At 60.5% G+C, this 23,877-nt stretch carries 21 protein-coding genes and 1 pseudogene; 10 read left to right on the top strand and 12 right to left on the bottom strand.

The window, feature by feature from the left end; translation table 11 throughout:
• Positions 1–43: 43 nt before the first annotated feature.
• The 3 genes from GTQ41_RS15505 to GTQ41_RS15495 are packed head-to-tail and all read right to left on the bottom strand — an operon-like array spanning position 44 to position 2,577.
• On the bottom strand, positions 44–664 hold the full coding sequence (locus GTQ41_RS15505; RefSeq protein ID WP_047293656.1) for a DNA-3-methyladenine glycosylase: 621 nt from the start codon (positions 662–664) through the stop codon (positions 44–46).
• A gap of 1 nt (position 665) precedes the next feature.
• Complete coding sequence (locus tag GTQ41_RS15500; RefSeq protein ID WP_047293658.1) at positions 666–1,463, bottom strand: isocitrate lyase/phosphoenolpyruvate mutase family protein; 798 nt, start codon at positions 1,461–1,463, stop codon at positions 666–668.
• A gap of 31 nt (positions 1,464–1,494) precedes the next feature.
• Positions 1,495–2,577, bottom strand: coding sequence for a bifunctional transcriptional activator/DNA repair enzyme AdaA (locus GTQ41_RS15495; protein WP_047293661.1), 1,083 nt, complete (start codon positions 2,575–2,577; stop codon positions 1,495–1,497).
• Positions 2,578–2,761: 184 nt separating this feature from the next.
• Here GTQ41_RS15495 and GTQ41_RS15490 point away from each other — a divergent pair, with 184 nt between their 5' ends.
• Complete coding sequence (locus GTQ41_RS15490) at positions 2,762–3,175, top strand: VOC family protein (protein WP_047293663.1); 414 nt, start codon at positions 2,762–2,764, stop codon at positions 3,173–3,175.
• On the opposite strand, the gene GTQ41_RS15485 is transcribed toward GTQ41_RS15490, so the two are convergent.
• Positions 3,172–3,792: a LysE family translocator gene (locus GTQ41_RS15485; RefSeq protein ID WP_047293666.1), complete on the bottom strand. Its 621-nt coding sequence runs from the start codon at positions 3,790–3,792 to the stop codon at positions 3,172–3,174. The two genes, GTQ41_RS15490 and GTQ41_RS15485, sit on opposite strands and share 4 nt — an antisense overlap.
• A gap of 274 nt (positions 3,793–4,066) precedes the next feature.
• Between GTQ41_RS15485 and GTQ41_RS15480 the strand changes: the two genes are divergently transcribed.
• Together GTQ41_RS15480 and GTQ41_RS15475 are read left to right on the top strand one after the other, a co-directional pair.
• Positions 4,067–4,681 carry a biliverdin-producing heme oxygenase gene (locus tag GTQ41_RS15480; RefSeq protein WP_047293667.1) on the top strand — a complete coding sequence of 205 codons (615 nt, stop codon included), beginning with the start codon at positions 4,067–4,069 and terminating at the stop codon, positions 4,679–4,681.
• Positions 4,678–6,924 (top strand): ATP-binding protein, encoded by a 2,247-nt coding sequence (locus GTQ41_RS15475; RefSeq protein WP_047293670.1) that lies wholly within the window; start codon positions 4,678–4,680, stop codon positions 6,922–6,924. The genes GTQ41_RS15480 and GTQ41_RS15475 overlap by 4 nt, the downstream gene beginning before the upstream one ends.
• Before the next feature lie 86 nt (positions 6,925–7,010).
• On the opposite strand, the gene GTQ41_RS15470 is transcribed toward GTQ41_RS15475, so the two are convergent.
• Entirely contained in the window at positions 7,011–10,949 is a 3,939-nt protein-coding gene (locus tag GTQ41_RS15470) for a hypothetical protein (RefSeq protein ID WP_155416807.1), read from the bottom strand.
• Positions 10,950–10,999: 50 nt separating this feature from the next.
• On the opposite strand from GTQ41_RS15470, the gene GTQ41_RS15465 reads away from it, so the two are divergent.
• A complete protein-coding gene (locus tag GTQ41_RS15465; protein WP_047293673.1) occupies positions 11,000–11,587 on the top strand; it encodes a LysE family translocator in 588 nt (195 codons plus the stop codon).
• A gap of 15 nt (positions 11,588–11,602) precedes the next feature.
• Here the strand turns inward: GTQ41_RS15465 and GTQ41_RS15460 are convergent, their stop codons facing one another.
• From GTQ41_RS15460 to GTQ41_RS15450, 3 genes are all read right to left on the bottom strand, one after another.
• Entirely contained in the window at positions 11,603–12,436 is an 834-nt protein-coding gene (locus tag GTQ41_RS15460) for an AraC family transcriptional regulator (RefSeq protein ID WP_047293676.1), read from the bottom strand.
• A gap of 35 nt (positions 12,437–12,471) precedes the next feature.
• A complete protein-coding gene (locus tag GTQ41_RS15455) occupies positions 12,472–12,975 on the bottom strand; it encodes a VOC family protein (RefSeq protein ID WP_047293678.1) in 504 nt (167 codons plus the stop codon).
• Positions 12,976–13,209: 234 nt separating this feature from the next.
• Positions 13,210–13,878: a bifunctional 2-polyprenyl-6-hydroxyphenol methylase/3-demethylubiquinol 3-O-methyltransferase UbiG gene (locus GTQ41_RS15450; RefSeq protein WP_047293679.1), complete on the bottom strand. Its 669-nt coding sequence runs from the start codon at positions 13,876–13,878 to the stop codon at positions 13,210–13,212.
• 84 nt (positions 13,879–13,962) lie between these two features.
• Here GTQ41_RS15450 and GTQ41_RS15445 point away from each other — a divergent pair, with 84 nt between their 5' ends.
• Complete coding sequence (locus tag GTQ41_RS15445) at positions 13,963–14,355, top strand: GFA family protein (protein WP_047293682.1); 393 nt, start codon at positions 13,963–13,965, stop codon at positions 14,353–14,355.
• Between the two features lie 202 nt (positions 14,356–14,557).
• On the opposite strand, the gene GTQ41_RS15440 is transcribed toward GTQ41_RS15445, so the two are convergent.
• On the bottom strand, positions 14,558–15,388 hold the full coding sequence (locus GTQ41_RS15440; protein WP_047293684.1) for an alpha/beta fold hydrolase: 831 nt from the start codon (positions 15,386–15,388) through the stop codon (positions 14,558–14,560).
• Between the two features lie 251 nt (positions 15,389–15,639).
• Between GTQ41_RS15440 and GTQ41_RS15435 the strand changes: the two genes are divergently transcribed.
• From GTQ41_RS15435 to GTQ41_RS15420, 4 genes are all read left to right on the top strand, one after another.
• Positions 15,640–16,095 (top strand): (2Fe-2S)-binding protein, encoded by a 456-nt coding sequence (locus tag GTQ41_RS15435; RefSeq protein WP_047293686.1) that lies wholly within the window; start codon positions 15,640–15,642, stop codon positions 16,093–16,095.
• Positions 16,096–16,109: 14 nt separating this feature from the next.
• Positions 16,110–18,272 (top strand): xanthine dehydrogenase family protein molybdopterin-binding subunit, encoded by a 2,163-nt coding sequence (locus GTQ41_RS15430; RefSeq protein WP_047293688.1) that lies wholly within the window; start codon positions 16,110–16,112, stop codon positions 18,270–18,272.
• Position 18,273: 1 nt separating this feature from the next.
• Complete coding sequence (locus GTQ41_RS15425; RefSeq protein ID WP_041067306.1) at positions 18,274–18,852, top strand: hypothetical protein; 579 nt, start codon at positions 18,274–18,276, stop codon at positions 18,850–18,852.
• Between the two features lie 61 nt (positions 18,853–18,913).
• Complete coding sequence (locus tag GTQ41_RS15420) at positions 18,914–19,882, top strand: sensor domain-containing diguanylate cyclase (RefSeq protein WP_047293691.1); 969 nt, start codon at positions 18,914–18,916, stop codon at positions 19,880–19,882.
• Between the two features lie 122 nt (positions 19,883–20,004).
• Here GTQ41_RS15420 and GTQ41_RS15415 read toward each other — a convergent pair whose 3' ends face one another.
• Positions 20,005–20,430, bottom strand: a complete 426-nt coding sequence (locus GTQ41_RS15415) for a VOC family protein (protein WP_041067301.1) — start codon at positions 20,428–20,430, stop codon at positions 20,005–20,007.
• Between the two features lie 113 nt (positions 20,431–20,543).
• Between GTQ41_RS15415 and GTQ41_RS15410 the strand changes: the two genes are divergently transcribed.
• On the top strand, positions 20,544–21,407 hold the full coding sequence (locus tag GTQ41_RS15410) for a LysR family transcriptional regulator (RefSeq protein ID WP_047293694.1): 864 nt from the start codon (positions 20,544–20,546) through the stop codon (positions 21,405–21,407).
• Between the two features lie 43 nt (positions 21,408–21,450).
• On the opposite strand, the gene fabI is transcribed toward GTQ41_RS15410, so the two are convergent.
• Together fabI and GTQ41_RS15400 are read right to left on the bottom strand one after the other, a co-directional pair.
• Entirely contained in the window at positions 21,451–22,245 is a 795-nt protein-coding gene (fabI, locus tag GTQ41_RS15405) for an enoyl-ACP reductase FabI (RefSeq protein WP_003202751.1), read from the bottom strand.
• Between the two features lie 19 nt (positions 22,246–22,264).
• Positions 22,265–23,876 (bottom strand): annotated as a pseudogene (locus GTQ41_RS15400) (ABC transporter ATP-binding protein).
• Position 23,877 lies beyond the last annotated feature (1 nt).

Raw genomic sequence — 23,877 nt, 5'->3', positions numbered from 1 at the left:
CTCTTGAAAAGCAAGATCAAAAGATCGCAGCCTGCGGCAGCTCCTACAGGGTTTTTGGTACGCGCCACAGGTACCAGGCCGCCACCGTCCGATACGGGCTCCACGCCAAGCCGATCTCGATCATTTGCTTGCGCGTCGGCTGCACCTCCAGCCCCTTCAATCGGCGATAGCCCTCGCGCACGCCAAAGTCATCCGCCGGCAAAATATCCATGCGCTCCAGGCTGTAGATCAGCAGCATCTCCACCGTCCAGCGGCCAACCCCGCGCAGGCTGACCAGACGTTCAATCAACGTCTCGTCGTCCATCGCCAGCGCGGTGGGGTAGTCCGGTACCACGCCGTCCAGCGTTGCCTGGGCGATGCCCTGAATCGTTGCAATCTTGCCCGCCGAAAAGCCGCAGCCGCGCAGTTGATCAAAGTCGGTCGCGAGAATCTGTTCAGGCCGGGGAAACGTCTGTCCGGGAAACAACGCCACCAGGCGCCCGACAATCGCGTCCCCGGCCTTGGCGTGCAGTTGCTGATAGGCAATCGCCCGCACCAGCGACTGATACGGATCACGCGTCGGGTGCGGTTGATGCAGGCAGGGGCCGACGGCGGCAATGTGGCGCTGCCAGTCCTCGTCGAGCGCGGCCAGAAACTCACTGGCCGCCTGATAACGATCCGGCATGCTATTTCAGCAGACCGTTGACTTCGCCGTAGGTCAGCGCTTTCAGATCATGGGTATCGAGCTTGCCACTGGCGAGGAAGCTTTTCACCAGCGCACCCATCGCGCCATAGAGGAATTCGGCGATCCCGGACCCGGCGCTCAAGCGCCGCACGCCCAGGGCGTGCAGCTCGGTCGGCGAGGGCAGGCAGGCGAAGCCGAGCACGTTCACCGGCAGTGACGTGCCCTTGCAGATTGCCTCGATTTCATAAGCGGCGGTCACGCCAGCGGCAAACAGCCCATCAGCCCCAGCCGCCTGATACAACGCCGAACGGCGCAGGGTTTCGGCGACACGATCCTCGGCCGGTACCAGACCCTTGAGGTAGACGTCCGTGCGGGCGTTGATGAACAGCTTCACATTGCGCTTGCGAGCGGCTTCGCGTGCTACTTCGATCTTGCGCGCCAACAGTTCCGGGGCGCCGCTGCCGTCCTCGATATTGATCCCGACCGCACCTGCAGCGAGCACCGCATCAATGACTTCGGTCACGCGCCCGAGGTCATCGGAATAACCGGCCTCGATGTCCACGCTCAGCGGCACCTGGATCACCCGCGCGATGGATTCCACGGTTGAAATCAACCGTTCAAGGGGCAGGGTGTTGCCGTCTGGGTAGCCATGCGCCCACGCGACTGCCGCGCTGCTGGTCGCGACCGCTTTACCGCCCGCGTGCTCGACCAGTCGCGCGCCAGTGGCGTCGGCGACGTTGGTCAGGATCAGTAGACCTTCCTGGTGTAACTGGTGGAACCGAGTGTCGAGCGCGTTCATCGAGATTCCTTCTTGTGAGTGGTGCAAAGCGTCAGAAAGCCAGGGGTTGCGTGAGCTGCACCGCAGCGTTTTCCAGCCTCAGCAGAAACGCCTTGCGCGGCTGCCCACCACCATAGCCGGTCAGTGAGCCATCCGCGCCAATCACCCGATGGCACGGCACCACGATCGACAACCGATTGTGCCCGTTGGCCAACCCCACCGCGCGACTGGCGCCGGGTTTGCCCAAACGTGCCGCGATGGCACCGTAGGTGCTGGTGTGGCCGAAGGGAATGTTCAGCAGTTCGTTCCAGACTTGCCGGTCGAACGTGCTGCCGGGCAGGTGCAGTGGCACGCTGAAGGAGCTGCGGGTGCCGGCGAAATATTCCTTCAGTTGTTGTTCGATCTGCTGCAGATGGGCATCGTGCCCCGGTGCGACCACGTAGCCGTGACGGGCCTGCAATTCCTCAACCTCGCGGGTCAGCGCCGGGCGGTCGAGAAACTCCAGCAACACCAGTCCCCGACGTTCGGCCATGGCAATCATCGGCCCCAGTGGTGTGGTCAGGCGGGTGAACAGCAGCGGTTCACTGTTGGCCGCGCGTCCCGGGGTGATGTGGAAGGATTTCTGGAATGCGTCACGAAAACCGCTGAGCGATTCATAGCCGGAATCGAATGCCGCGTGATCAATCGAGGCGCCCTGGCGAATGCCACCCAGCGCCATGCCGAGCCGGCGCGTGCGCAGCCAGGCATGGAAGGTCATGCCGAAGTGCTGCTTGAACCAGCGCCGCAGCTTCAGCGGTTCGATGCCTTCGGCCAGCAACTGGGCGTCGCTCCAGCGCATTTCGGGGTCGGTATCGACAGCTTTGAGCAGGCGCTGCACCCAATCGGGTGCGATGGCCGCAGCGTCCAGCGGTTTGCAGCGCAGGCAGGCGCGATAACCGGCGCTCAGGCACTCATCGGCATGAGCGAAGAATTCGACGTTTTCCGGCTTCGGCTTGCGTGCCGTGCAACTGGGGCGGCAGAAGATCCCGGTGGTTTTCACGGCCGTGAAGAACACCCCCTCGTAGGCGGTGTCGCGTTCGAGCATGGCGCGAACCATCTCGGCGTGGGGCGGCAGCAGTGCGGTTTGTATGTTCATGGCCAGAGCTTAAATCCAGGATTTCGATGGCTCCACCGAAAAATCGACAGTGAATTTCCAGAACCTCTGAACTACCGTGTAGGAGCTGCCGCAGGCTGCGATCTTTTGATCTTGTTTCTTAAAATCAAAAGCAAAAGATCGCAGCCTGCGGCAGCTCCTACAGAGTGGGTGAGGTGTCGAGTTTATGCATCCGTTTTCGATTCAACATATTGATCACATCGTCCTGCGCGTCGCCGATCTGCAGCGCAGTATCGATTTTTACTGCCAGGTCTTTGGTGCCGAGGTGGTCAGGCACAACGAGCCGCTGGGTCTGGTGCACCTGCGCGCCGGGACTTCGATGATCGATCTCGTCGACTTGCAAGGCGAGCTGGGCAGGAAGGGCGGCGGGGCGGCCGGTACCGAGCGGCGCAACGTCGATCACTTCTGCCTGCGCATCGAGCCGTTCGATGAATTTGCGCTGACCGAGCACTTGCAGGCACACGGTCTGACCGTGGAAAAAGCCGCCAGACGCTTCGGCGCCGAAGGCTACGGCCTGTCGCTGTATTGCTTCGACCCGGACGGCAATCAGGTCGAACTCAAAGGCCCGTCCGAGGCTTAAGCGCGCTTGGCGAACAACAGCACTGAAGCGGCCGCCGACAGCAGCCCTGCACAGCACCGGTTGAAGACCCGTTTGCCGCGCGGCTCGGCGAACCAGCGGCGCATGTGCAGGCCCATCCACGCATAGGCGCCGATCGCGATCCATTCCAGCAGCAGGAACAGTGCACCGAGCACGGCGAATTGCGCCGGCACCGGGCGGCTCGGGTCGACGAATTGCGGCAGGAACGCGGTGAACAGCAAAATCGCTTTCGGATTGCCCGCCGCCACCAGAAACTCCTGACGCGCCAGGCGCCAGAATCCCACCGACGCTCCCGCCACTTGCTGCTCGGCCTCGGGATTGGCGCGCCACAGTTGCCAGGCCAGGTACAGCAGATACGCCGCGCCGATGATCTTGATCGCATGGAACAGCCATTCCGAGGTCTGCAGCACCACTGACAGTCCGGCGCCGGCGAGGGCGATCATCCCGGCGAAGGCGATAATCCGCCCGATACCGGCGGCGCAGGCCCGGCGATAGCCATAGCGGGTGGCATTGCTGACCGACAGCAAATTGTTCGGGCCGGGGGCCATGTTCAAGGCAAAGCAGGCCGGCAGAAACAGCGTAAGCGTGGCGAGATCCATGGATGTGGGCTCCAGAAGCGATGCCGCTTTTTTATCACAGGCGGCGGCCGCGTTGACCCATACAGTCGCGCGGCGCTGTCGCGGTACAGCCTTGGCAGTTCCTTCAATCCAGTCGAACTTTTCCGATTGGCCGGAACTCTCAAAAGTCTGAAGGCGCTGGTTTCGTCAGAAAAATCTATGCGCCAAGTCAGAAAAAGGCGTTTGCCGTGTAATATTCGTCCAAAGCTGCAAACACCCTGCCGGCCCCGAAGCGGCCCCACCAAGAGCGATTTACATGCAAGCAAAGGCCCGTGAAGTTTATGTGCCGCCGGTGCTGCAAGATCTGCGAGCCGGCACTGCCGAACTGCACATCGCACTGGAAAAACGTCTTCCTTTTTTCTCCAATACCCTCGATTTCAAGGCTTTCGTACGGTTGATGCAGGCTTATTACGGCTTTTATCGGCCACTGGAAAACGCATTGCTCGACAGCGGCGCGATCCCGGTGGATTTCGATCTTGCGCCACGTCTCAAATCGCAGATTTTGCTCGATGATTTGCAGGCTCTGGGCCTCACGACCGAGACCATCGCCCGTTTGCCACAGTGTCAGACGTTGCCCGTGATCGACTCCGGGCCGACTTGCCTGGGTGTGCTGTACGTGCTGGAAGGGGCAACCCTCGGCGGGCAGATCCTGCGTCGCGAAATCGCTTCGCGGTTGCGTCTGGACGCCGACAACGGCGCGGCATTCCTCGACGTTTACGGCGCTGCCACCGGCCGCCGCTGGCGCGATTTCATTGATTACCTGGGCAGTCGACCGCTGAGTGCGGATGAACGTGAAGCCGTGGTTGCGGCGGCCCAATCCACATTCAGTTGTTTCGAGCGCTGGCTCGAAAGCCGGGAGGTACTGGCATGAACCCGCAAGACCAAGAAGCCTTTGAAGAACTGCTGGCCAACTGTGCCGACGAACCGATCCGCTTTCCGGGTGCCATCCAGCCCCATGGCCTGTTGCTGACCCTGAGCGAGCCGGCGCTGGACATCATTCAGATCAGCGCCAACGTCGAGACCCTCTTGGCACGGCCGGCGCAGGAGCTGATCGGCCAGCCGCTGCACAGTCTGTTGGGTGAAGCGCCTGCCGCCGCCGTGCGCGAAGCGCTGCAGCAACCGCTGTTCGCCGATGCCGGACCGCTGCATTTCCGCCTCAACGGCACCGCGTTCGAAGGTCTGCTGCACCGTCATCAAGGCGTGTTGATTCTGGAACTGGAAATCCACGTCGAAAACTTCCAGCCGCGTAACGTCGCCGGCAACCAGACCCATCTGGGACGCATGCTCCAGCGCTTGCAGGCAGCCACCACATTGCAGGCGCTGTATGACATCAGCGTCAAGGAAATCCAGGCGATGACCGGTTACGACCGGGTGCTGATCTACCGCTTCGAGGAGGAGGGCCACGGTCAGGTGATCGCCGAGGCGTCCGATCCGTCGATGGAAGTGTTCAACGGCCTGTTCTTCCCGGCTTCGGACATCCCCGAGCAAGCGCGCGAGCTGTATCGCACCAACTGGCTGCGGATCATCCCGAATGCCGATTATCAGCCAGTGCCGCTGGTGCCCAAGCTGCGCCCGGACACCCAGACCCCGCTGGACCTGAGTTTCGCCACCCTGCGCAGTGTCTCGCCGATTCATTGTCAGTACATGAAAAACATGGGCGTTCTGTCGTCGATGAGCATCTCGCTGCTCAAGGGTGACAAACTCTGGGGCCTGATCAGCTGTGGCAACCGCCAGCCGCTGCATGTGCCGCACGAGTTGCGCAGTGCCTGTCAGACCATCGGTCAGGTGCTGTCGCTGCAGATCAGCGCGATGGAGGCGCTGGAGCTCAGCCGTCAGCGTGAAGAAAAGGTCGAGGCGCTGGCATTGCTCAATCAGGCCATGATCGACTCGCCGCAAAACGTCTTCGATGGCTTGGCGCAACAGCCGCAAGTGTTGATGGCACTGGCCGGGGCCGGGGGCATTGCGATCATCGAAGACAAGCAGTTGCACCGTTACGGCAACTGCCCGGAACCGGAAGACATTCGCGCCCTGCACAAGTGGCTGCAGGAAACCGGCGAGCCGGTGTTCGCCAGTCATCACTTGGCCAGCGTCTATCCGCCGGCCGCGCAGTTTCAGCAAGTGGCCAGCGGCGTGCTCGCCATGAGCCTGCCCAAACCGGTGGACAACGGCGTGTTGTGGTTCCGCCCCGAGGTCAAGGAGAACATCAACTGGAGCGGTGATCCGCGCAAGCCGCTGGACCTGGAAAACTCCGATGCCGGCCTGCGTCTGCGCCCGCGCACCTCGTTCGAAATCTGGAAAGTCGAGATGGCCGGGATCTCCACCAAGTGGAGCCACGGCGATCTGTTTGCGGCCAATGACCTGCGCCGCTCGGCACTGGAAAACGACCTGGCCCGGCAGGTGCGCCGCGAGCAGGAGGCGGTGCGCGCCCGGGATGAGCTGGTGGCAGTGGTTTCCCACGACTTGCGCAATCCGATGACCGTGATTTCCATGCTCTGCGGCATGATGCAGAAGACCTTCAGTTCCGACGGCCCGCACACCTCGCGGCGCATCTCCACCGCGATCGACACCATGCAGCAGGCGGCCGGGCGGATGAACACGCTGCTCGAAGACTTGCTCGATACCTCGAAAATCGACGCCGGGCGCTACACCATCGCCCCGCAGACCCTGGACGTCGGGCAGATGTTCGAGGAAACGCAATCCCTGCTGGGGCCGCTGGCGCTGGACAAGGACATCAGCATCTCGTTCCAGGCCGACCCCGACCTGAAAATCCATGCCGACCCGGAGCGCCTGTTTCAGGTGCTGTCGAACCTGATCGGCAACGCGATCAAGTTCACCCCGCGCAAAGGTTCGGTGGGCGTGCTGGCCAAGTCTGACGGCAAGGAAATCGTGTTTACCGTGCGCGATACCGGTGAAGGCATTCCCAAGGAAAACCTGGCGCGGGTGTTTGACCGCTACTGGACGGTGAAGGAGGGCAACCCGACCGGAACCGGACTGGGTCTGTACATCACGCAGGGGATTGTTGAAGCTCACGGCGGACGCATCGAGGCCAGCAGTGAGCCGGGTGAGGGCACGGAGTTTCGGTTTACCGTGCCGGCGATGGTCGGGAGCGACTGACAGCCGTGAATCGTGACAGAACACAGCCCGGCAGGCGCTGGCCGGCCGGGCTGTGGGTCTACTCAGCGTGGCGATTTTGCGGGTTTTCAGTCCAGACCATGCAGCGCGCTGAATGCTTCTTTCGACAGCGGATTGAACCGGTTCTTTCGTATCTCGCTGATCGCATACAAGGCACGGCCCGTGCGGCCATTTCCATCACCAAAACCGTGGAAGCCAACCACTGTGCCGAGTAGCTGTTTGCTGAAGTGCTCGTGAGCGGTGTCCAGTTTCTTCAAATGCTCCTGCATCACGGCAAAGCCACTGATGCTACTGGCGTATTTCTTGTCGTTGACGCCTACACGAACAACGTCCGAGGTGGCAGGTGCGATGCTGACATGTAGCTGTCTGATCACGTCGGGGTCGGTCAACGCCTTATTGCTGTTAGCGTACTCTCGCAAGACGGCCACGATGCTGGCGAGATCGTTACCCTGAGAGTTCGAGGCATGAACGATCCAGGCGCCGGCTCGTTGGGCGTTATCGGTGAAGCCTTGAACGTTGTAGTGCGACTCTGGCAGCACGCCGTTGTAAGGGGCTTTTCCCAGATCCTGTCTCAGCAGATTCTGCTGATGGCCTTTCATGTAGTTGACCTTGCGTGCCTCGATCTCGCTGACCGTTTCCAGCAAGTCGGTATATCCCTTGCCCGCCGAGCGTGCGGCCTGGAGATCGATACCGTTCTTTGCCAAGACCGTCGCCAGCAGTTCATCGATTGCGGTTTTGCCGATCAACGCTTCAAGCTCCTGCGCTTTTTGCAGCCTTCGCGTAGTGTCGATGACGGCTTTGTTGAAGAGGTGTTCCAGCTCCGCAGGGCTGGCGGTTTTCGGTAAAGGAATTTTCGTGTCTGTCAGTCGATTGAGGATTTGGCTGGCACTTTCCAGGGTGTCATCCTTGAACAGTGCCCGCGCATGAGCCACCGTCGGCAGGGTCATGCGAATCTCGGCCGCCGCCCCGGACTTGCTCAACGCTTTGACCAGGTCGTAGGAGCCACTGCTGGCGGTCGTCAGTCGACGCAACTGGCGGGCGGCTGTCATGCTGATCGAACTGCCAGCCTGGCTGAGTTTCAGCGCGCCTTTGCCTGCCAGCTTCCCGGCGCCGACGATCACTTGGGGAACACCGTCAACGGGGTTGAAGATTGACACCAGAACACTGCCGGCCACGCGCCCCAGGCTGAGCAGCCTGGTGCTGCTTGCCACAGCCTTTGCCAGCGCACCGGCCGCCCCGATAAAGACAAAGGACACCGCGAGGGCGTCGATGACGCAACTGAAGGCGGCCCCGCTGCGTTTATCCGGATCATCTGAAGTCAGTTGCTGGATACAGCCTCTGAATGGAATGAAGATATTCAGAATGATGTTGGCAACGCGCTCGTACGCTTCCTGCTTTTCCTCGTATTCAGTCTGGTCATAGCCCATCCGGTAGTATTCGTCGTAGGTGATCGGCGGGTTCTTTTGCGCAATGAAGTCGGCAATGTCTTTCAGCCTCGGCGATTGGTAACTTTCCATTGGCGATGTGTACCAGGCTGACTCTTTGTCGTATGGCGCAAATTGACCAAACCGATCAAGCAGCATGCCGAACTCGTGAACATCTGCATGTTCGGCCAGTTCCCAGTGGCGGCGCGGCAGTAATTTATTGATGTCTGCCTGTTCGCTCTGGGAAGGCGTTGCACCCTGAAAGTACGCCGCGTGCTCGGTAATGATGTTTTCCAGATAGGTAAGGCGCGGGAAGTTCCCGTTCTTGCCGTTGGTCGCTCCGTCGAAGCTTGCTGTGTCTTCGTTAAATACATGACCGCTGGCGAAAGCCTCGGCCAGGCGATCGCTTTTGCGGCACAGTCCTTGTAACGGGAACAACTCATAGCAATGGTTTTTCGATTTGTGACGGCACAGGATGACCACCCCGTGCGGCGAGAAGTGGTCGGCGCTGTGCCCGGGGATATTGCGGTTGCCGCGCACCAGATAGAGCGTTAATGCGCCCTGTGTCAGTGCTTCTCGATCACTCAGGCCGAGGCGGGAAAATGCCAGCCGGATCATGGTGCTGATTCCCGACTTGAAGGTTTCGTGCTGCCCCTTGATCTTTGCGGCGTACAATTGATTGACTGGCGCAAGGCTGGCCAATGTCGGATGCACGTCGTGCAAATTGCGCCGGGTCGATGTGCTGGTGAGGTTTTTACGGTGTAACTGGTTGGCAAGGTAAAGATTGATCACCGTGTCGCTGATCAGTCCCCCTTTATTGTGCGGCGAACGAAATACCTCCTGATGGTGGTTGATGTCGGCATCGAACAGCGTTTGCTGCGCCAGGTTCCTTCGGCTGGCCGGCGCAGTGGTTATAGACTTCAGTGCCGCCTCCAGTTCATCGGCATATGTGTTGTAGTGATTCATTGCCGCTGTTGCGATTTGTGCTTCGGATAATGTCGAATCTTCACGGAGCATCACTTCGTTGATGCTTGCCCAATCCAGCACGCACTGCAGATTGAGTAATTGATGCAGGGAGCGTTGTGCATCGCTGAGCGGCGCAAGTTCGGCAAATTTCATCAGTTGCTCATAAGACAGTTTGCGCGACAACCCGGGAGCGATCCTTTCTGTCAGCATGACCGCCTTGCGCAACATGACCCAGCCTGGTGAGCCGATCAGCAGTGTCGGCGGGGTAACAACCAGAAACTCTGGTGATTGCCCCGCCAGCACCAGTTCCACTGCCAGGTAAGCGGCAAACAGACTGACGCGGTTGATCTGCTCAAAGTGGCGCTTGAGACGAGTCCGCGCCTGCGCCGGGGTTTCATGCACATACAGCGATTCATAACGCAGACTTCGATGAGTTTCGACCCGTTCCTCCGAGCCCATGTCCAGGTCCAGCACGACCGCGGCCAGCAACAGCCGGCTGCGGGTGACCTCCGTTACGGTGGGTGCCTTGCCTTCGATCAGAAGTGCATCGAAACAGCTCTGAGCCAGACGGTGTGCCTCGCTCGTTTGCATCAAATACTCCCACGCCAGTCGCGGATCTTCCTGCAGCAAGGCGCCGCTTTTTCTCTTGAGCACCACATCCGTCAGGTAGTTGATCAACGGTTCGGAATGCCGCCCCAGGTCGGCCATCAACTTTCGCACGACCTGCATGATCACAGGATACTGTGCGGGCTCGATGATCAGGGCGACATCCTGAGTCTCTTCGGAAATGCCCCAGTAGTTAGCGAATTTTGGCGGCGCGGGCATTTTGAAGTTGAGGCAGTCAATCAAGTTTGCAAGGTCTGCGTAGTCGTTGGGCTGATCGATTTCCTGAAACGCCAGCCAGTTGCGCAGTGGCACGGTGGCGCTGGAGGAAATAATGCCGCCAGAACGCCATGCGGTTTTAGACAGGAGTTCGATATCGGGCCGTAAAGATTCGATCTCATACAGTTCGTCGGTAATGATGGTGGATTGGATGTATAAGCCCGTAGCACCGAATTCCTCATAGGCGGCGTAAACTTCACCATTGCTTCTGACCATGAAAAAGTGATCGGCAGGAAGGTCGAAGGAGGCAATGAATTCAATGAATTCCGGATGTTTGCTGAGTGAGCGCAGCAATAATTTGCCAGCGAGATGTTCGCTGTCGAAACGACTTCCCGACACCACTTCCGTGGCGAGTTGCATGAGGTCTTCTTCAGCACGAAAAGATTGTCGAAGGAAATTTCGGTTCTCCAGAGCCCTGGCGATTTTCAATCGTTCTACTTCGTCGGCCGATGCAGGGGTCGTTGCAAAAAGGTTGCGGTTAATATCCATATTGAGTTGTTCTGGTCCGTGTTGGTTAGTGCGGCAATCAGCCAGGTTAACGTGGCTGGTTGTGAAGGGGGCGGGAATATAAAACATCGAGCAAAGTTGTTTTTTTATTTTAAGTTGCAAGTTGTTTTTGAAAGTGTCGAGATGTCTGTTTGAGGTATTAAGTGGCAACAGAAACTTCGTCGCCGGTTTCAATGGCCTGAGTGGTGGCGCGGGTCGTGGGTGATTTTGTTCAATACGCGGGCGCACGGCGCTGTCTACTGTTGACTCCTTGTTCCCCAATTTGCAGCAGGTGCGTAATGAGTCTGATTGTGTCGATGGCGGCGTTTGCGCTGGTGGCATCCATAACCCCGGGGCCGGTAAATATCGTCGCGCTGAGTTCCGGGGCGCAATACGGCTTACGGGCCAGTCAGCGGCATGTGGCGGGGGCGACGCTGGGCTTTGTGCTGTTGCTGGTGCTGATGGGGTTGGGCCTGCATGAAGTCCTGAAACTGTGGCCATTCCTGACCCGGGTGGTGCAATTGGCCGGGGTGGCGTTTCTGTTGTTCATGGCCTGGAAGCTGGCTGCCGATGACGGCCAGTTGCATGCCGGCGAAGCGGGGCGGGCGCCGTCGATGCTGTACGGCGCGGTGATGCAATGGCTCAACCCGAAAGCGTGGCTGGCCTGTGTGGCAGGGATGGGCGCGTTTGTCGCCGATGGCGAGGCGCGGCTGGTCTGGCAGTTCGCTGCGGTGTATCTGGTGATCTGTTATCTGTCGGTCGGTTGCTGGGTGTACGCCGGAACGTTTTTGCGGGGGTATCTGGGCAATCCGGCGGGGATGCGCCTGTTCAATCGCTTGATGGCTTTGCTGCTGGCAGCGAGCGCGGTTTATCTGCTGTTGCCGTGAGCCCGAGGTCGATGGTCAGCCGCGATATTGGCCGGGTGTCGCGGCCAGATGCTGTTTGAATGCACGCTGAAAATGAGCCTGATCGGCAAAACCTGCATCCAGTGCAACATCAGCGATCAGCTGGCCGCTGCGCAGACGTTCGCGGGCAAACTGGATGCGCTGGTTGACCAGGAACGCGTGCGGCGTCATGCCGTAATGCTGCTTGAATGCGCGGATCAGATACGACGCTGACAACTGCGCCGCCGTGCAGATGTCCTCCAGGCTGAGCAGGTCAGTGCAATGTTCGCGGATGAAATCGGCGGCGCGTTCGAGCTTGAAATTCGGTTCGCGCAGCGCCGGTTCAGCCGGGTTCAGGCGCCATTGCAAATCACTGAAAAACTCCACCGCTGCGCTGTGTTTGCGCAGTGCGTCCTGCTGCTCATCGACCAATATGGCGTAAAGCCCTCGCAGGTCACGAAACAGTCGCAGGTCATCCAGGTGCGTGGTGGCAAATCGGCGAAACTCAAGTTCGGCACTGAACCCCAACTGATGCTGCAGATCGGTCAGCCATGGCGTCTCGACATACAACATCAAGTACGACCACGGCTGATCATCGATCGGATTGCAGGCATGCACGTCGCCCGGATTCATCAGCACCACGGTGCCGGCGGCCACTTCGAATGTCGATTGCTCATGCACATAAATGCTGCGCCCGGCCGTGATCGCGCCGATGGAAAAGTGCGCATGGGAATGGCGTGAGTAGCAGACCTCACGACCATCGGCGATGGCCCGCGCTTCGATGAAGGGCAGGGCATCGTCCCGCCAGAAGCGTGGGGCTTTTTGAGGATTTTTGGCGGCAGCGTGTTTCATCGTTATGGTTCCCGGCAGGCCAGACCCGGAGTGTATTAGCTCTGGCCGGCAAAGGCCCGCTCCAGTTCGGCGATGTCGAGTTTTTTCATCGTGAACATGGCCTGCATTGCCCGTTGCGACTTGCTGGTGTCGGGGTCCAGCATCATGTGCATGAACGCCACGGGCACGATCTGCCACGACACGCCGAACTTGTCCTTGAGCCAGCCGCATTGCTGGGCCTCGACCGGGCCACCGGCCGACAGGTTGCCCCAGAAGTGGTCGATTTCTTCCTGATTCTGGCAGTTGACCTGAAACGAAATCGCCTCGCTGAACTGGAACATCGGCCCGCCATTGAGACCGGTGAAACTGTGGCCGTCGAGTTCGAAACTGACGGTCATCACCGCACCTTCCGGCTTGCCGTGGAATTCCTCGCCGACCTTGCTGTAGTGGGTCATGCCGGTGATTTTCGAATGATCGAAGATCGAGCAATAGAACTTCGCAGCCGCTTCGGCCTGATCATCGAACCACAGGCACGGTGTGATTTTCTGGAAACGTTGCATGGCAGTCATCCTCGGCAGGTTAGACACGCGGGATTTACAGCGTAGTCAGTCCTTGGTCGAATGGCGGTGCCGTAGATCGACAAGTGCAGTGCAATTCAGCAACACCCTGAACCTGTGGGAGCTGGCTTGCCAGCGATGAGCCGACACGTTCAGAAGTGATGTTGCCTGAGCCACCGCCATCGCTGGCAAGCCAGCTCTCACAATGTCTGTGACTCAGTCAGGATGTGCAGGAAGTCAGCGCCGTTCGGCGATCATCAGTAACGACTGTGGCACGGGGCTTTGCGGATGCTGCGGCTCCTGCAGGCTGACCAGTAGAAACCCGGCCATGTCCAGCGCGTTGCACCAGCTCGACAGCGTGCGGAAATACCACGGCATCGGCTGCCACTGGCCCTTGAACGCGGCAAACGATTCTTCACGCCAGCCATCCTGATAATTGCCGGCCGCCACGGCCCACGGATGCAGGGTCTGAATGATCATGGCGCCGCCGGGAACCAGCAACGCATGCATCGCAGCAAGCAGCGGGATGATGTCCTGATGCAGCAGCGAAAAGTTGGCACAGATCAAATCGTAATCACGGCCAACATCAATCTCGGCGTCGACCAGCGCCGCGTAACGGGCGACATGCACTTTTGTCGAACCGGCCGCGCGTGCCGCCTCGATCAGCCTCGCATCGCCGTCGACACCCGCCGCATCAATGCCGCGATCCGCCAGCGCGCGCAACAACCAGCCTTCGCCGCAACCCAGATCCAGCACGCGTTCCGGTTGGCGGCCCATGATCGCCAGCAGGATCGCCTGATCGGTGACCTGCTGACGGCTTTCGATGGCACCGCTGCGGATCACCTCGATCCAGGCTTCAGCGTTGGCGTGCCAGCTCTGCAACAAGGTGGATTCAAGGGAGGGCATGGCGCTGTCTCCGAAATTGTGAGCGTTCGCTTGTACGGCTGCTATGTTCAAAGGCTGAACAGAGTCTGGCAGAGGATAGACACCATGACCCCATTAACCGGCGGTTGCCTGTGCGGCGATGTGCGCTTCGAAGCCGCGGGCCAACCTTACCGCATCGGCATTTGCCATTGCCTCGACTGTCGCAAACATCACGGCGCGTTGTTTCATGCTTCGGCGATATTTCCCGAGAAGGCGGTGACCGTCAGCGGGACTCTCGGCGAGTATCAAGGGCGGGTGTTTTGCCCGCGCTGTGGTTCGCCGGTACTAGCGCGTTCGGGGGATGAGATTGAAGTGAATGTCGGCTCGCTGGACGCGCCGAACCAGTTCAAACCGACTTATGAGCTGTGGACCATCCGCCGCGAGTCCTGGCTACCGGCGCTGCCATTGGCGCACCATTACCAACGTGATCGCGAAGGGACGGGCCGTACCGAGGCGTAGTACGCAGCCAACCCATGACTGACTGACCGATTGCCTTCGCCAGCAGGCTCGCTCCCACACGGTTTCTGGTGTGACCGAGTATGCAGCAGGCATCCTAAAACCTGTGGGAGCTGGCTTGCCAGCGAGGGGGCCGGCACATCCACAATTGATGTTGCCTGATCCACCGTCATCGCTGGCAAGCCAGCTCCCACAATGATGTGTGTCAGCCGCGAATAAACGCCAACAAATCCGCATTGATCGTCGGCGCTTCAGTTGTCGGCATTCCGTGCGGGAAGCCCGGATACGACTTCAGCGTGCCATTTGGCAGCAGTTTCGCCGACAAAGGCCCCGAGTTCGCATACGGCACGATCTGGTCGTCCTCGCCATGCATCACCAGCACCGGTACGGTGACCTTCTTCAGGTCTTCGGTGAAGTCGGTCTGCGAGAAGGCAACGATCCCGTCGTAATGCGCCTTGGCGCCGCCGATCATGCCCTGACGCCACCAGTTGCCGATGATCCCTTCCGAAGGTTTTGCTCCCGGGCGGTTGTAGCCATAGAAAGGACCGCTGGGAATGTCGCGATAGAACTGCGCGCGATTGGCCGCCAGTTGTGCCTGAAAATCATCGAACACCGATTTCGGCAAACCACCGGGATTGCTTTCGGTCTGGACCATCAACGGTGGCACCGCGCTGATCAACACGCCTTTGGCCACGTTGTCCTGCCCATGCCGGGCGATGTAGTGGATGACCTCACCGCCGCCGGTGGAGTGGCCGACATGCACTACGTTCTTCACCCCCAGATGCTGAACCACCGCCAGCGCATCGTCGGCGTAATGATCCATGTCGTGACCGTCCCAGACCTGGCTCGATCGCCCGTGCCCGCGCCGGTCATGGGCAATCACCCGAAAGCCCTGGGCCAGAAAGAACAGCATCTGTGCATCCCAGTCATCCGAGCTGAGTGGCCAGCCGTGGTGGAAGTGGATCACCGGAGCGTCCTTCGGGCCCCAGTCCTTGTAGAAGATATCGACGCCGTCTTGAGTGGTGACAAATCCCATGTTCGCGACTCCTGACCAATGTGATGGGTGACCGCGCTCGTCGCAGGCCGGTGGTGCTGGCTCGGGTGAGCGCCGTTATCAGCCAGAAGATTAAAGTCGACATTTTTACGTTGAGGCATGACCGGTGGTCGCAACGTCTGGCTTGCGGCGCAATTTGGGCTTTGCTGAAAGGGATAAGCCGAGGCGCGCACAGGCTTCGATGGCCGTAGCGACGCCCCTTCAGAACACCGTGAGTCTGAGGAAAATCCCCGATGCTGACCTTGAATATCAATGGCAAGGATCAGGATCTCGATGTGCCGGCAGACATGCCGCTGCTCTGGGTCCTGCGTGATGTGGCGCACCTGACCGGTACCAAATTCGGCTGTGGCATGGCCCAGTGCGGCGCCTGCACCGTTCACGTGGATGGGGCACCGTTGCGTGCCTGCATCACGCCCGCCACTGCCGTGGCCAACGGCCAGAAAATTCTCACCATCGAAGGCCTGTCCACCGACGGCTCGCACCCGGTGCAGCAAGCCTGGGCCGAACTGGATGTGGTGCAATGCGGTTACTGTCAGTCCGGGCAGATCATGTCTGCCGCGGCGCTGCTGGCGAAAATCCCCAAACCTACCGACAGTGATATCGATCAGGCGCTCTCCGGCAACATTTGCCGCTGCGGCACCTATCCGCGAATCCGCGCAGCAGTGAAACGTGCGGCCGAAATTGGCTGATTGGGAGACAGACGATGAACAGTCCTGTATCGCGTCGCGGCTTTCTCAAGGGCAGTGCCGTGCTGGGTGGTGGTCTGGTGGTGGCGTTTGTCGTGCCCGGTGCCCATCGGTTTGCGCGGGCAGCGGAGAATGAAGGCAAGGTCTTCGCGCCGAATGCGTTTTTGCGCATCGCCGCCGACAACAGCGTGACGGTGTTGCTCGGGCATTCGGAAATGGGCCAGGGCATCTGGACTGGCCTGACCATGCTGATCGCCGAAGAGCTGGACGCCGACTGGTCGACGATCCGCGTCGAGCACTCGCCGGCCTCGGCGGCCAATTACGGCATGCCGGCGTTTGGCGGAATGCAGATTACCGGCGGCTCGACCTCGACCTGGATGGAGTTCGACCGATACCGGCTCGCAGGGGCCACGGCGCGGCAGATGCTGGTGGAAGCGGCGGCCAAGCGCTTCAACGTTGCGGCGTCGACGATTCGCACTGAGTCGGGCGTCGTGATTGCCGGCGATAAACGCGCGACGTATGGCGAACTGGCGGATGCCGCCGGGCAACTGCCGGTGCCGGATCCGAAGTCGATCACCTTCAAGGAGGCCAAGGACTGGAAAGTCATCGGCAAACCGACCAAACGCCTCGACACCCCGGAGAAAATCACCGGGCGCGCCAAGTTCGGCATGGACGTGCAGTTCGACGGCTTGATGACCGCGATGGTCGCGCGGGCGCCGGTGTTCGGTGCCACGGTCAAATCCTTCGAGGGGGCCGAGGCGCTGGCGGTGCCCGGCGTGCACAAAGTGGTACAGGTGCCGACCGGCGTGGCGGTGATTGCCGATCATTACTGGGCGGCGAAACTCGGGCGTGATGCCTTGAAAGTCGATTGGGACATGGGCCCGCACACTGACCTGAGTAGCCAGGGCCTGCTCGACAGCTTTCGCAAACTGGCGGCGACACCGGGGACTTCCGCCAGCCAGGCCGGGAATCCGCAGGGCAACTTCAATAAGGCGGCGAAGAAAATCGACGTCGAATACAGCGTGCCGTATCTGGCGCATGCACCGATGGAACCGCTCAACTGCACGGTGAAGATCAGCGCCGACAAGTGCGAAATCTGGACCGGCACGCAATTCCAGACCCTCGACCAGATGGTCGCCGGCAAGATCACCGGGCTCAAACCGGAGCAGGTGGAGATTCACACCGAGTTTCTCGGTGGCGGTTTCGGGCGCCGGGCCAATCCGACCTCGGACTTCGTCTCTGAAGCCGTGCAAGTGGCGAAAGCGGCCGGGATGCCGGTGAAAACCGTCTGGTCCCGTGAGGATGACATTCGTGGCGGTTATTACCGCTCGATGTTCCTGCATCAGGCGCGCATCGGCCTCGACGGGCAGGGCATGCCGTTGAGCTGGCAGCATGTGCTGGTCGGTCAATCGATCATGGCCGGCACGATGCTTGAACAGACCATGGTCAAGAACGGCATCGACGCGACTTCGGTCGAAGGTGTGGCTGACAGCCCGTATATCAAAGGCCTGGCCCATCAACAGGTGCAACTGCATTCGCCGCAGACCGGGATCAACGTGCTGTGGCTGCGTTCGGTGGGGCACAGCCACACCGCGTTCGTCATGGAGTCGCTGATCGATGAAATGGCCACGGCGGCCGGCAAGGACCCGGTGGAATACCGGCGAACGTTGCTCAAGGATCATGCGCGCCATCTCGGTGTGCTGAATCTGGCGGTGGAGAAGGCCAACTGGACAGCGCCATTGCCGGATGGGCATGCGTTGGGCGTGGCGGTGCACGAGTCATTCGGCAGTTATGTGGCGCAGGTGGCCGAGGTCTCCCAGGACAATCTGGCGATCCGCGTGCACCGCGTGGTGTGTGCGGTGGATTGCGGGATTGCGGTCAATCCGCAGAGCATCGCGGCGCAGATGGAATCGTGCATCACCTTTGGCCTGGGCATGGCGCTGCACAGCAAGCTGACGGTCAAGGACGGCGCGGTGGTGCAATCCAACTATCACGACTATCAGGTGCTGCGCCTCAATGAGATGCCGCTGGTCGAGGTGCATATCGTGCCCAGCCGCGACAAACCCGGCGGCATCGGCGAGGCCGGTGTTCCGCCTACCGCGCCGGCGGTGGCCAACGCGGTGTATGCACTGACCGGGCAACGCCTGCGTGAACTGCCGCTGCAACTGTCGGGGGTGTGAGATGAAACGACATCTGCTGTTGGGCACGGTGATTCTGCTGGGGCTGGGCGGCTACGCTTCGGACCTGTTCGCCGATGATCAGGAGGCGCTCAAGGCGTTCGGCACGGTGCAGAAGGTGTTCCAGAGCCCGCGTTGCCAGAACTGCCACATTCCCGGCGACTCGCCGCTGCAATTCGATGCCGGCAAACCGCACGCGATGAATGTCGTGCGCGGCATGGACGGCAAGGGCGCCGCCGGTTTGCCTTGCGCCACCTGCCATGCCGAGCGCAACCCGCCCGACAGTTATGGCCCGCATGCGCCTCCGGGGGCGCCGCACTGGAGCCTGCCACCGGCGGCGCACAAGATGGCCTGGATTGGCCTGCCGCCGGACAAGTTGTGCGCGATGATCAAGGACCGTTCCAGCAACGGCGACCGTGATTTCGCCGCGCTGATCAAACATGTCAGCGACGACAAACTGGTGCTGTGGGGCTGGAATCCCGGAGCCGGGCGCGCGCCGGTGCCAGTGCCGCATGATATTTTTGTGGCCCAGTTCAAGCTTTGGGCCGATGCCGGCGGGCCGTGCCCGGTGGCGGGCGGCTGAGTGTGTGAGTCGCTGGCGATTCAAGCTACTCTAACGGTCGTTGACCCTGATGGAGTGCGTGATGCTGGCCCCGATCAAACCCGCCAATGAAGCTGTGCGAATCCAGGCATTGCACGGACTGAACGTCCTGGACTCTGCGCCCGAAGAGCGTTTCGACCGTTTGACGCGTCTGGCCAAACGGCTGTTCAACGTGCCGATTGCGTTGGTCACGCTGGTCGACAAGGATCGGCAATGGTTCAAGTCGTGCGTCGGCCTCGACGTCAACGAAACCCCACGGGATGTGTCGTTCTGTGGGCACGCGATTCTTCAGGATGAATTGCTGCTGGTGCCGGATGCCAAGCAAGACAAACGCTTTCATGACAATCCGCTGGTGACCGGCGAGCCGAACATCCGTTTTTACGCGGGCTACCCGCTGACCGTGCCCAACGGCAACAAGATGGGCACGCTGTGCCTGATCGACACCAAGCCGCGCGAGCTCGATGACGAGGAGCGCGGGCTGTTGCGCGATCTGGCCGGCATGGCCGAACAAGAGTTGATGGCGGTGCAGATGGCGAACATGGACGAGCTGACGCTGCTGTCCAACCGCCGTGGCTTCAAGGCGCTTGCTCAGTATGCGCTGGAGGCCTGCAAGCACCGGGACAAACCGGCGACGCTGCTGTTTTTCGATCTCAATGACTTCAAACACATCAATGATCACTATGGGCATGCCGAAGGCGACAGTGCGCTGAAGACTTTCGCCGACGTGCTGCGCATCGCTTTTCGCGAGAGCGACGTGGTCGGGCGCCTGGGCGGTGATGAGTTCGTGGCGCTGCTGACCGGCTCCAGTCACGTCGAAACCACGGCGATCATGGCGCGGCTCAAGGACATCCTCGACGAGCGCAATACGATGTTGCAACGCGGCTACGACATCCGCTTCAGCGTCGGCCAGATCGAATACGATCCGCAACGGCATGACACGGTGGATCGGCTGCTGGCGGATGCCGATAGCGCAATGTACGAACACAAGCAGCAATTGAAGCGCGGCCATTGAGGGCCTCAGCGCTGGCAAGCCAGCTCCCACAGATTTCGCGGCTGCCCACACAATCCAGGGACTGCACGGAACCTTGTGGGCGCTGGCTTGCCAGCGATAGCGGCCGGTCAGACGCCACACTTCTATTTGGCAAACAACTGCCCGATATCCTTGAACGCCTTGAACTCCAGCGCATTGCCACACGGGTCGAACAGAAACATCGTCGCTTGTTCGCCCACCAGGCCCTGAAAGCGAATCCCCGGCTCAATCACAAACCGCGTGCCCAGCGATGTGAGGCGTTCGGCCAGCGCCTGCCATTGCGCCATCCCCAGCACCACTCCGAAATGCGGCACCGGCACGTCATGCCCGTCCACGGCATTGGTGTGGGCAGCTTCCTGTGCAGCGTTTTTCGGCGCCAGATGAATCACCAGTTGATGGCCGAAGAAGTTGAAGTCGACCCAGTGTGCGCTGGAACGACCTTCCTCCAGCCCGAAAACTTCGCGGTAAAAGTGCCGTGCGGCGGCCAGGTCATAGACGGGGATGGCCAGATGGAATGGGCTGAGTGACATAGGTGCGGTCTCGATCAACGGTTGGGGTGAGCTGAGTCTAGCGCTGTGCATTTCGATTGAAAGACGATAGTTTTTGCGCCGAGCTCAAATTATTTCGATCAATCGAGGTGTCCATGCTGCGTGAACTCAAGACCTTTCTGGCGGTGGCGCAGCACGGCACGTTTGCCGCGGCGGGTCTTCATGTCGGCCTGACGCAATCGGCGGTCAGCGCGCAGATCCGCAATCTGGAACAGACCCTCGGCGTAAGGCTGTTCGATCGCACCGGTCGGCAGGCGATCCTCAATCCGGCAGGGCAGCGCGCGGTGCCGATGGCGCAGGAAATGCTCGCCACCTTCAGCCGCATGGCGATCAGCGAAGACGCCAGCGAGTTTTGCGGCGAGCTGAGAATCGGCGCCGTGGCCACCGCACAGACGGGGTTGTTGCCTCAGGCCTTGCTGCGCTTGCGCCAACAGGCGCCCGGCGTGGAGCCGAAACTGGTGCCTGGTGTGTCGCTGAACCTGCTGAGCCAAGTGGATGCAGGGCAGGTCGATCTGGCGGTCATGATCAAGCCGCCGTTCGAATTGCCCAAGGAGCTGGCAGCGCAGGTGATCCGACGCGAACCGTTCGTGCTGATCGTACCGCGCGGTGTCGAGGGCGATGATCCGCTGCAATTGCTCGCCGAGCATCCTCATGTGCGCTACGACCGTAACTCGTTCGGGGGGCGACTGGTGACGCGCTTTCTGCGTGAGCAGCGGATAGACGTCCACGTAGCGCTGGAGCTGGATGAGCTGGAAGCGATCGTTAAAATGGTCGAATGCGGGCTCGGGGTTTCGTTGCTGCCCATGGCTGGGCTGTGGCTGGAGCATCCGCTGAGGGTGAGAGTGATCGAACTGGGCGAGCTGAAGTTTTATCGGGAGATGGTGCTGTTGCAGCGTTACAGCCAGCGCAGCCAGCCGATTCAGCAGTTGTTCGCCCGTTGCCTGGAATCGCAGGCATGAAAAAGCCCGCCAATTGGCGGGCTTTTTATCGGCAGCGCGAAGATTACTCTTCGATGTTGCCCATGGCGGTGGTGTTGAAGCCGCCGTCCACGTACATGATTTCACCACTGATGCCCGACGCCAGGTCGGAGCACAGGAAGGCGCCGGCGTTGCCGACTTCTTCGATGGTGACGTTGCGGCGCAGTGGAGTTTGCGCTTCGTTGGCGGCCAGCATCTTGCGGAAGTTCTTGATGCCCGAGGCGGCCAGGGTACGGATCGGGCCAGCCGATACGCAGTTGACGCGGGTGCCGTCCGGGCCCAGGGAACCGGCCAGGTAACGTACGCCAGCTTCCAGCGAAGCCTTGGCCATGCCCATCACGTTGTAGTTCGGCATGGTGCGCTCGGCGCCCAGGTACGACAGGGTCAGCAGGCTGCCGTTGCGGCCTTTCATCATCTCGCGGCCAGCCTTGGCCAGGGCCACGAAGCTGTAGGCGCTGATGTCGTGAGCGATGCGGAAACCTTCACGGGTGGTGGCTTCGGTGAAGTCGCCGTCCAGTTGGTCGCCCGGGGCGAAGCCGACGGAGTGCACGATGCAGTCCAGGCCGTCCCACTTCTTGCTCAGTTCTTCGAAGACCTTGGCGATTTCTTCATCGCTGGCCACGTCGCACGGGAAGCACAGCTCAGGGCTCGAACCCCAGCCCTGTGCGAACTCTTCAACGCGACCCTTGAGTTTGTCGTTCTGATAAGTGAAGGCAAGCTCAGCGCCCTCGCGATGCATGGCGGCAGCGATGCCGGATGCGATGGACAGCTTGCTGGCGACACCGACGATCAGTACGCGCTTACCGGCGAGAAAACCCATGTGTTGCTCCTCTTTCAGGTTATTGCGCAGTGGCTGGTGCCAGAAAAGCGGCTTCCAGCAACTGCTGTGTATACGAATGTTTGGGAGCGGCAAAGATGGCTTGCGCGTCTCCCTGTTCGACCACTTGGCCATGCTTGACCACCATCAGCTGGTGGCTCAGCGCTTTGACGACAGCCAGGTCATGGCTGATGAACAAATACGTCAGGTTGTACTTGGCTTGCAGTGAACGCAACAGCTCCACCACTTGCCGCTGCACCGTGCGGTCGAGCGCCGAAGTTGGCTCGTCCAGCAGGATCAGCGCCGGTTTCAGCACCAAGGCCCGGGCAATGGCGATACGTTGCCGTTGCCCGCCGGAAAATTCGTGGGGGTAGCGGTGCCGGGTTTCCGGATCCAGACCTACCTCCTTCAATGCCGCAATAATCGCCGCTTCCTGCTCGGTCGCGGTGCCCATCTTGTGAATCCGCAGGCCTTCGCCAACGATGTCGCTGACGCACATTCGCGGGCTCAGGCTGCCGAACGGGTCCTGAAACACCACCTGCATCTCCCGCCGCAACGGGCGAACCTCGTTCTGCGTCAGGCAGTCTAGCTGCTTGCCCTCAAAGCGGATCGCGCCTTTGCTGCCGATCAGCCGCAAAATCGCCAGACCCAGCGTGGATTTGCCGGAACCGCTTTCCCCCACGATCCCCAGAGTCTGTCCCTGAGGCAGGCTGAAATTGATGCCGTCCACTGCCTTGACGTAATCCACCGTGCGCTTGAGCAGGCCTTTCTTGATCGGGAACCAGACTTTCAGGTTCTCGACTTCGAGCAGCGGCGCCCCGATTTTATTGCTCGCCGGGCCTCCGCTGGGCTCCGCGCCGAGCAATTCCCGAGTGTACGGATGCTGCGGCGAACGGAACAGCTCTGCGCACGATGCCTGTTCGACGATGCAACCGCGCTGCATGACACATACGCGATGCGCAATTCTTCGCACCAGATTCAAATCATGACTGATCAGTAACAGCGACATGCCCAATCGAGCCTGAAGTTCCTTGAGCAAATCGAGGATTTTCAGCTGAACGGTCACGTCCAGTGCGGTGGTTGGCTCGTCAGCGATCAGCAGTTCCGGCTCGTTGGCCAGCGCCATGGCGATCATCACCCGCTGGCGCTGGCCGCCAGACAATTCGTGGGGCAGGGCCTTGAGACGTTTGTGCGGCTCGGGGATGCCGACCATCTCCAGCAGCTCCAGCGTGCGCTTGGTTGCGACTTTGCCGCTCAAGCCCTTGTGGATGCCCAACACCTCGTTGATCTGCTTCTCGATCGAGTGCAGCGGGTTGAGCGAGGTCATCGGCTCCTGAAAGATCATCGCGATGCGGTTGCCACGGATGTGGCGAATGGTCTTTTCGCTCAGGTCCAGCAGATTCTGCCCGGCATAGGTGATGCTGCCGGCCGGATGGCGGGCCAGCGGGTAGGGCAGCAGGCGCAGGATCGAGTGCGCGGTCACCGATTTGCCCGAGCCGGACTCGCCGACCAGCGCCAGGGTTTCGCCGCGCTTGATGTCGAAGCTCACGCCCTTCGACCACCCGGTGCAGTCGCTCGTTGAAGCCGAACTCGACGGCGAGGTCGCGCACTTCGATCAGATTGTCCTGATTCATT

The sequence above is a fragment of the Pseudomonas sp. AN-B15 genome (genome assembly GCF_019056475.1).
Classification (GTDB): domain Bacteria; phylum Pseudomonadota; class Gammaproteobacteria; order Pseudomonadales; family Pseudomonadaceae; genus Aquipseudomonas; species Aquipseudomonas parakoreensis.
This window is presented reverse-complemented; position numbering and strand designations above follow the sequence as displayed.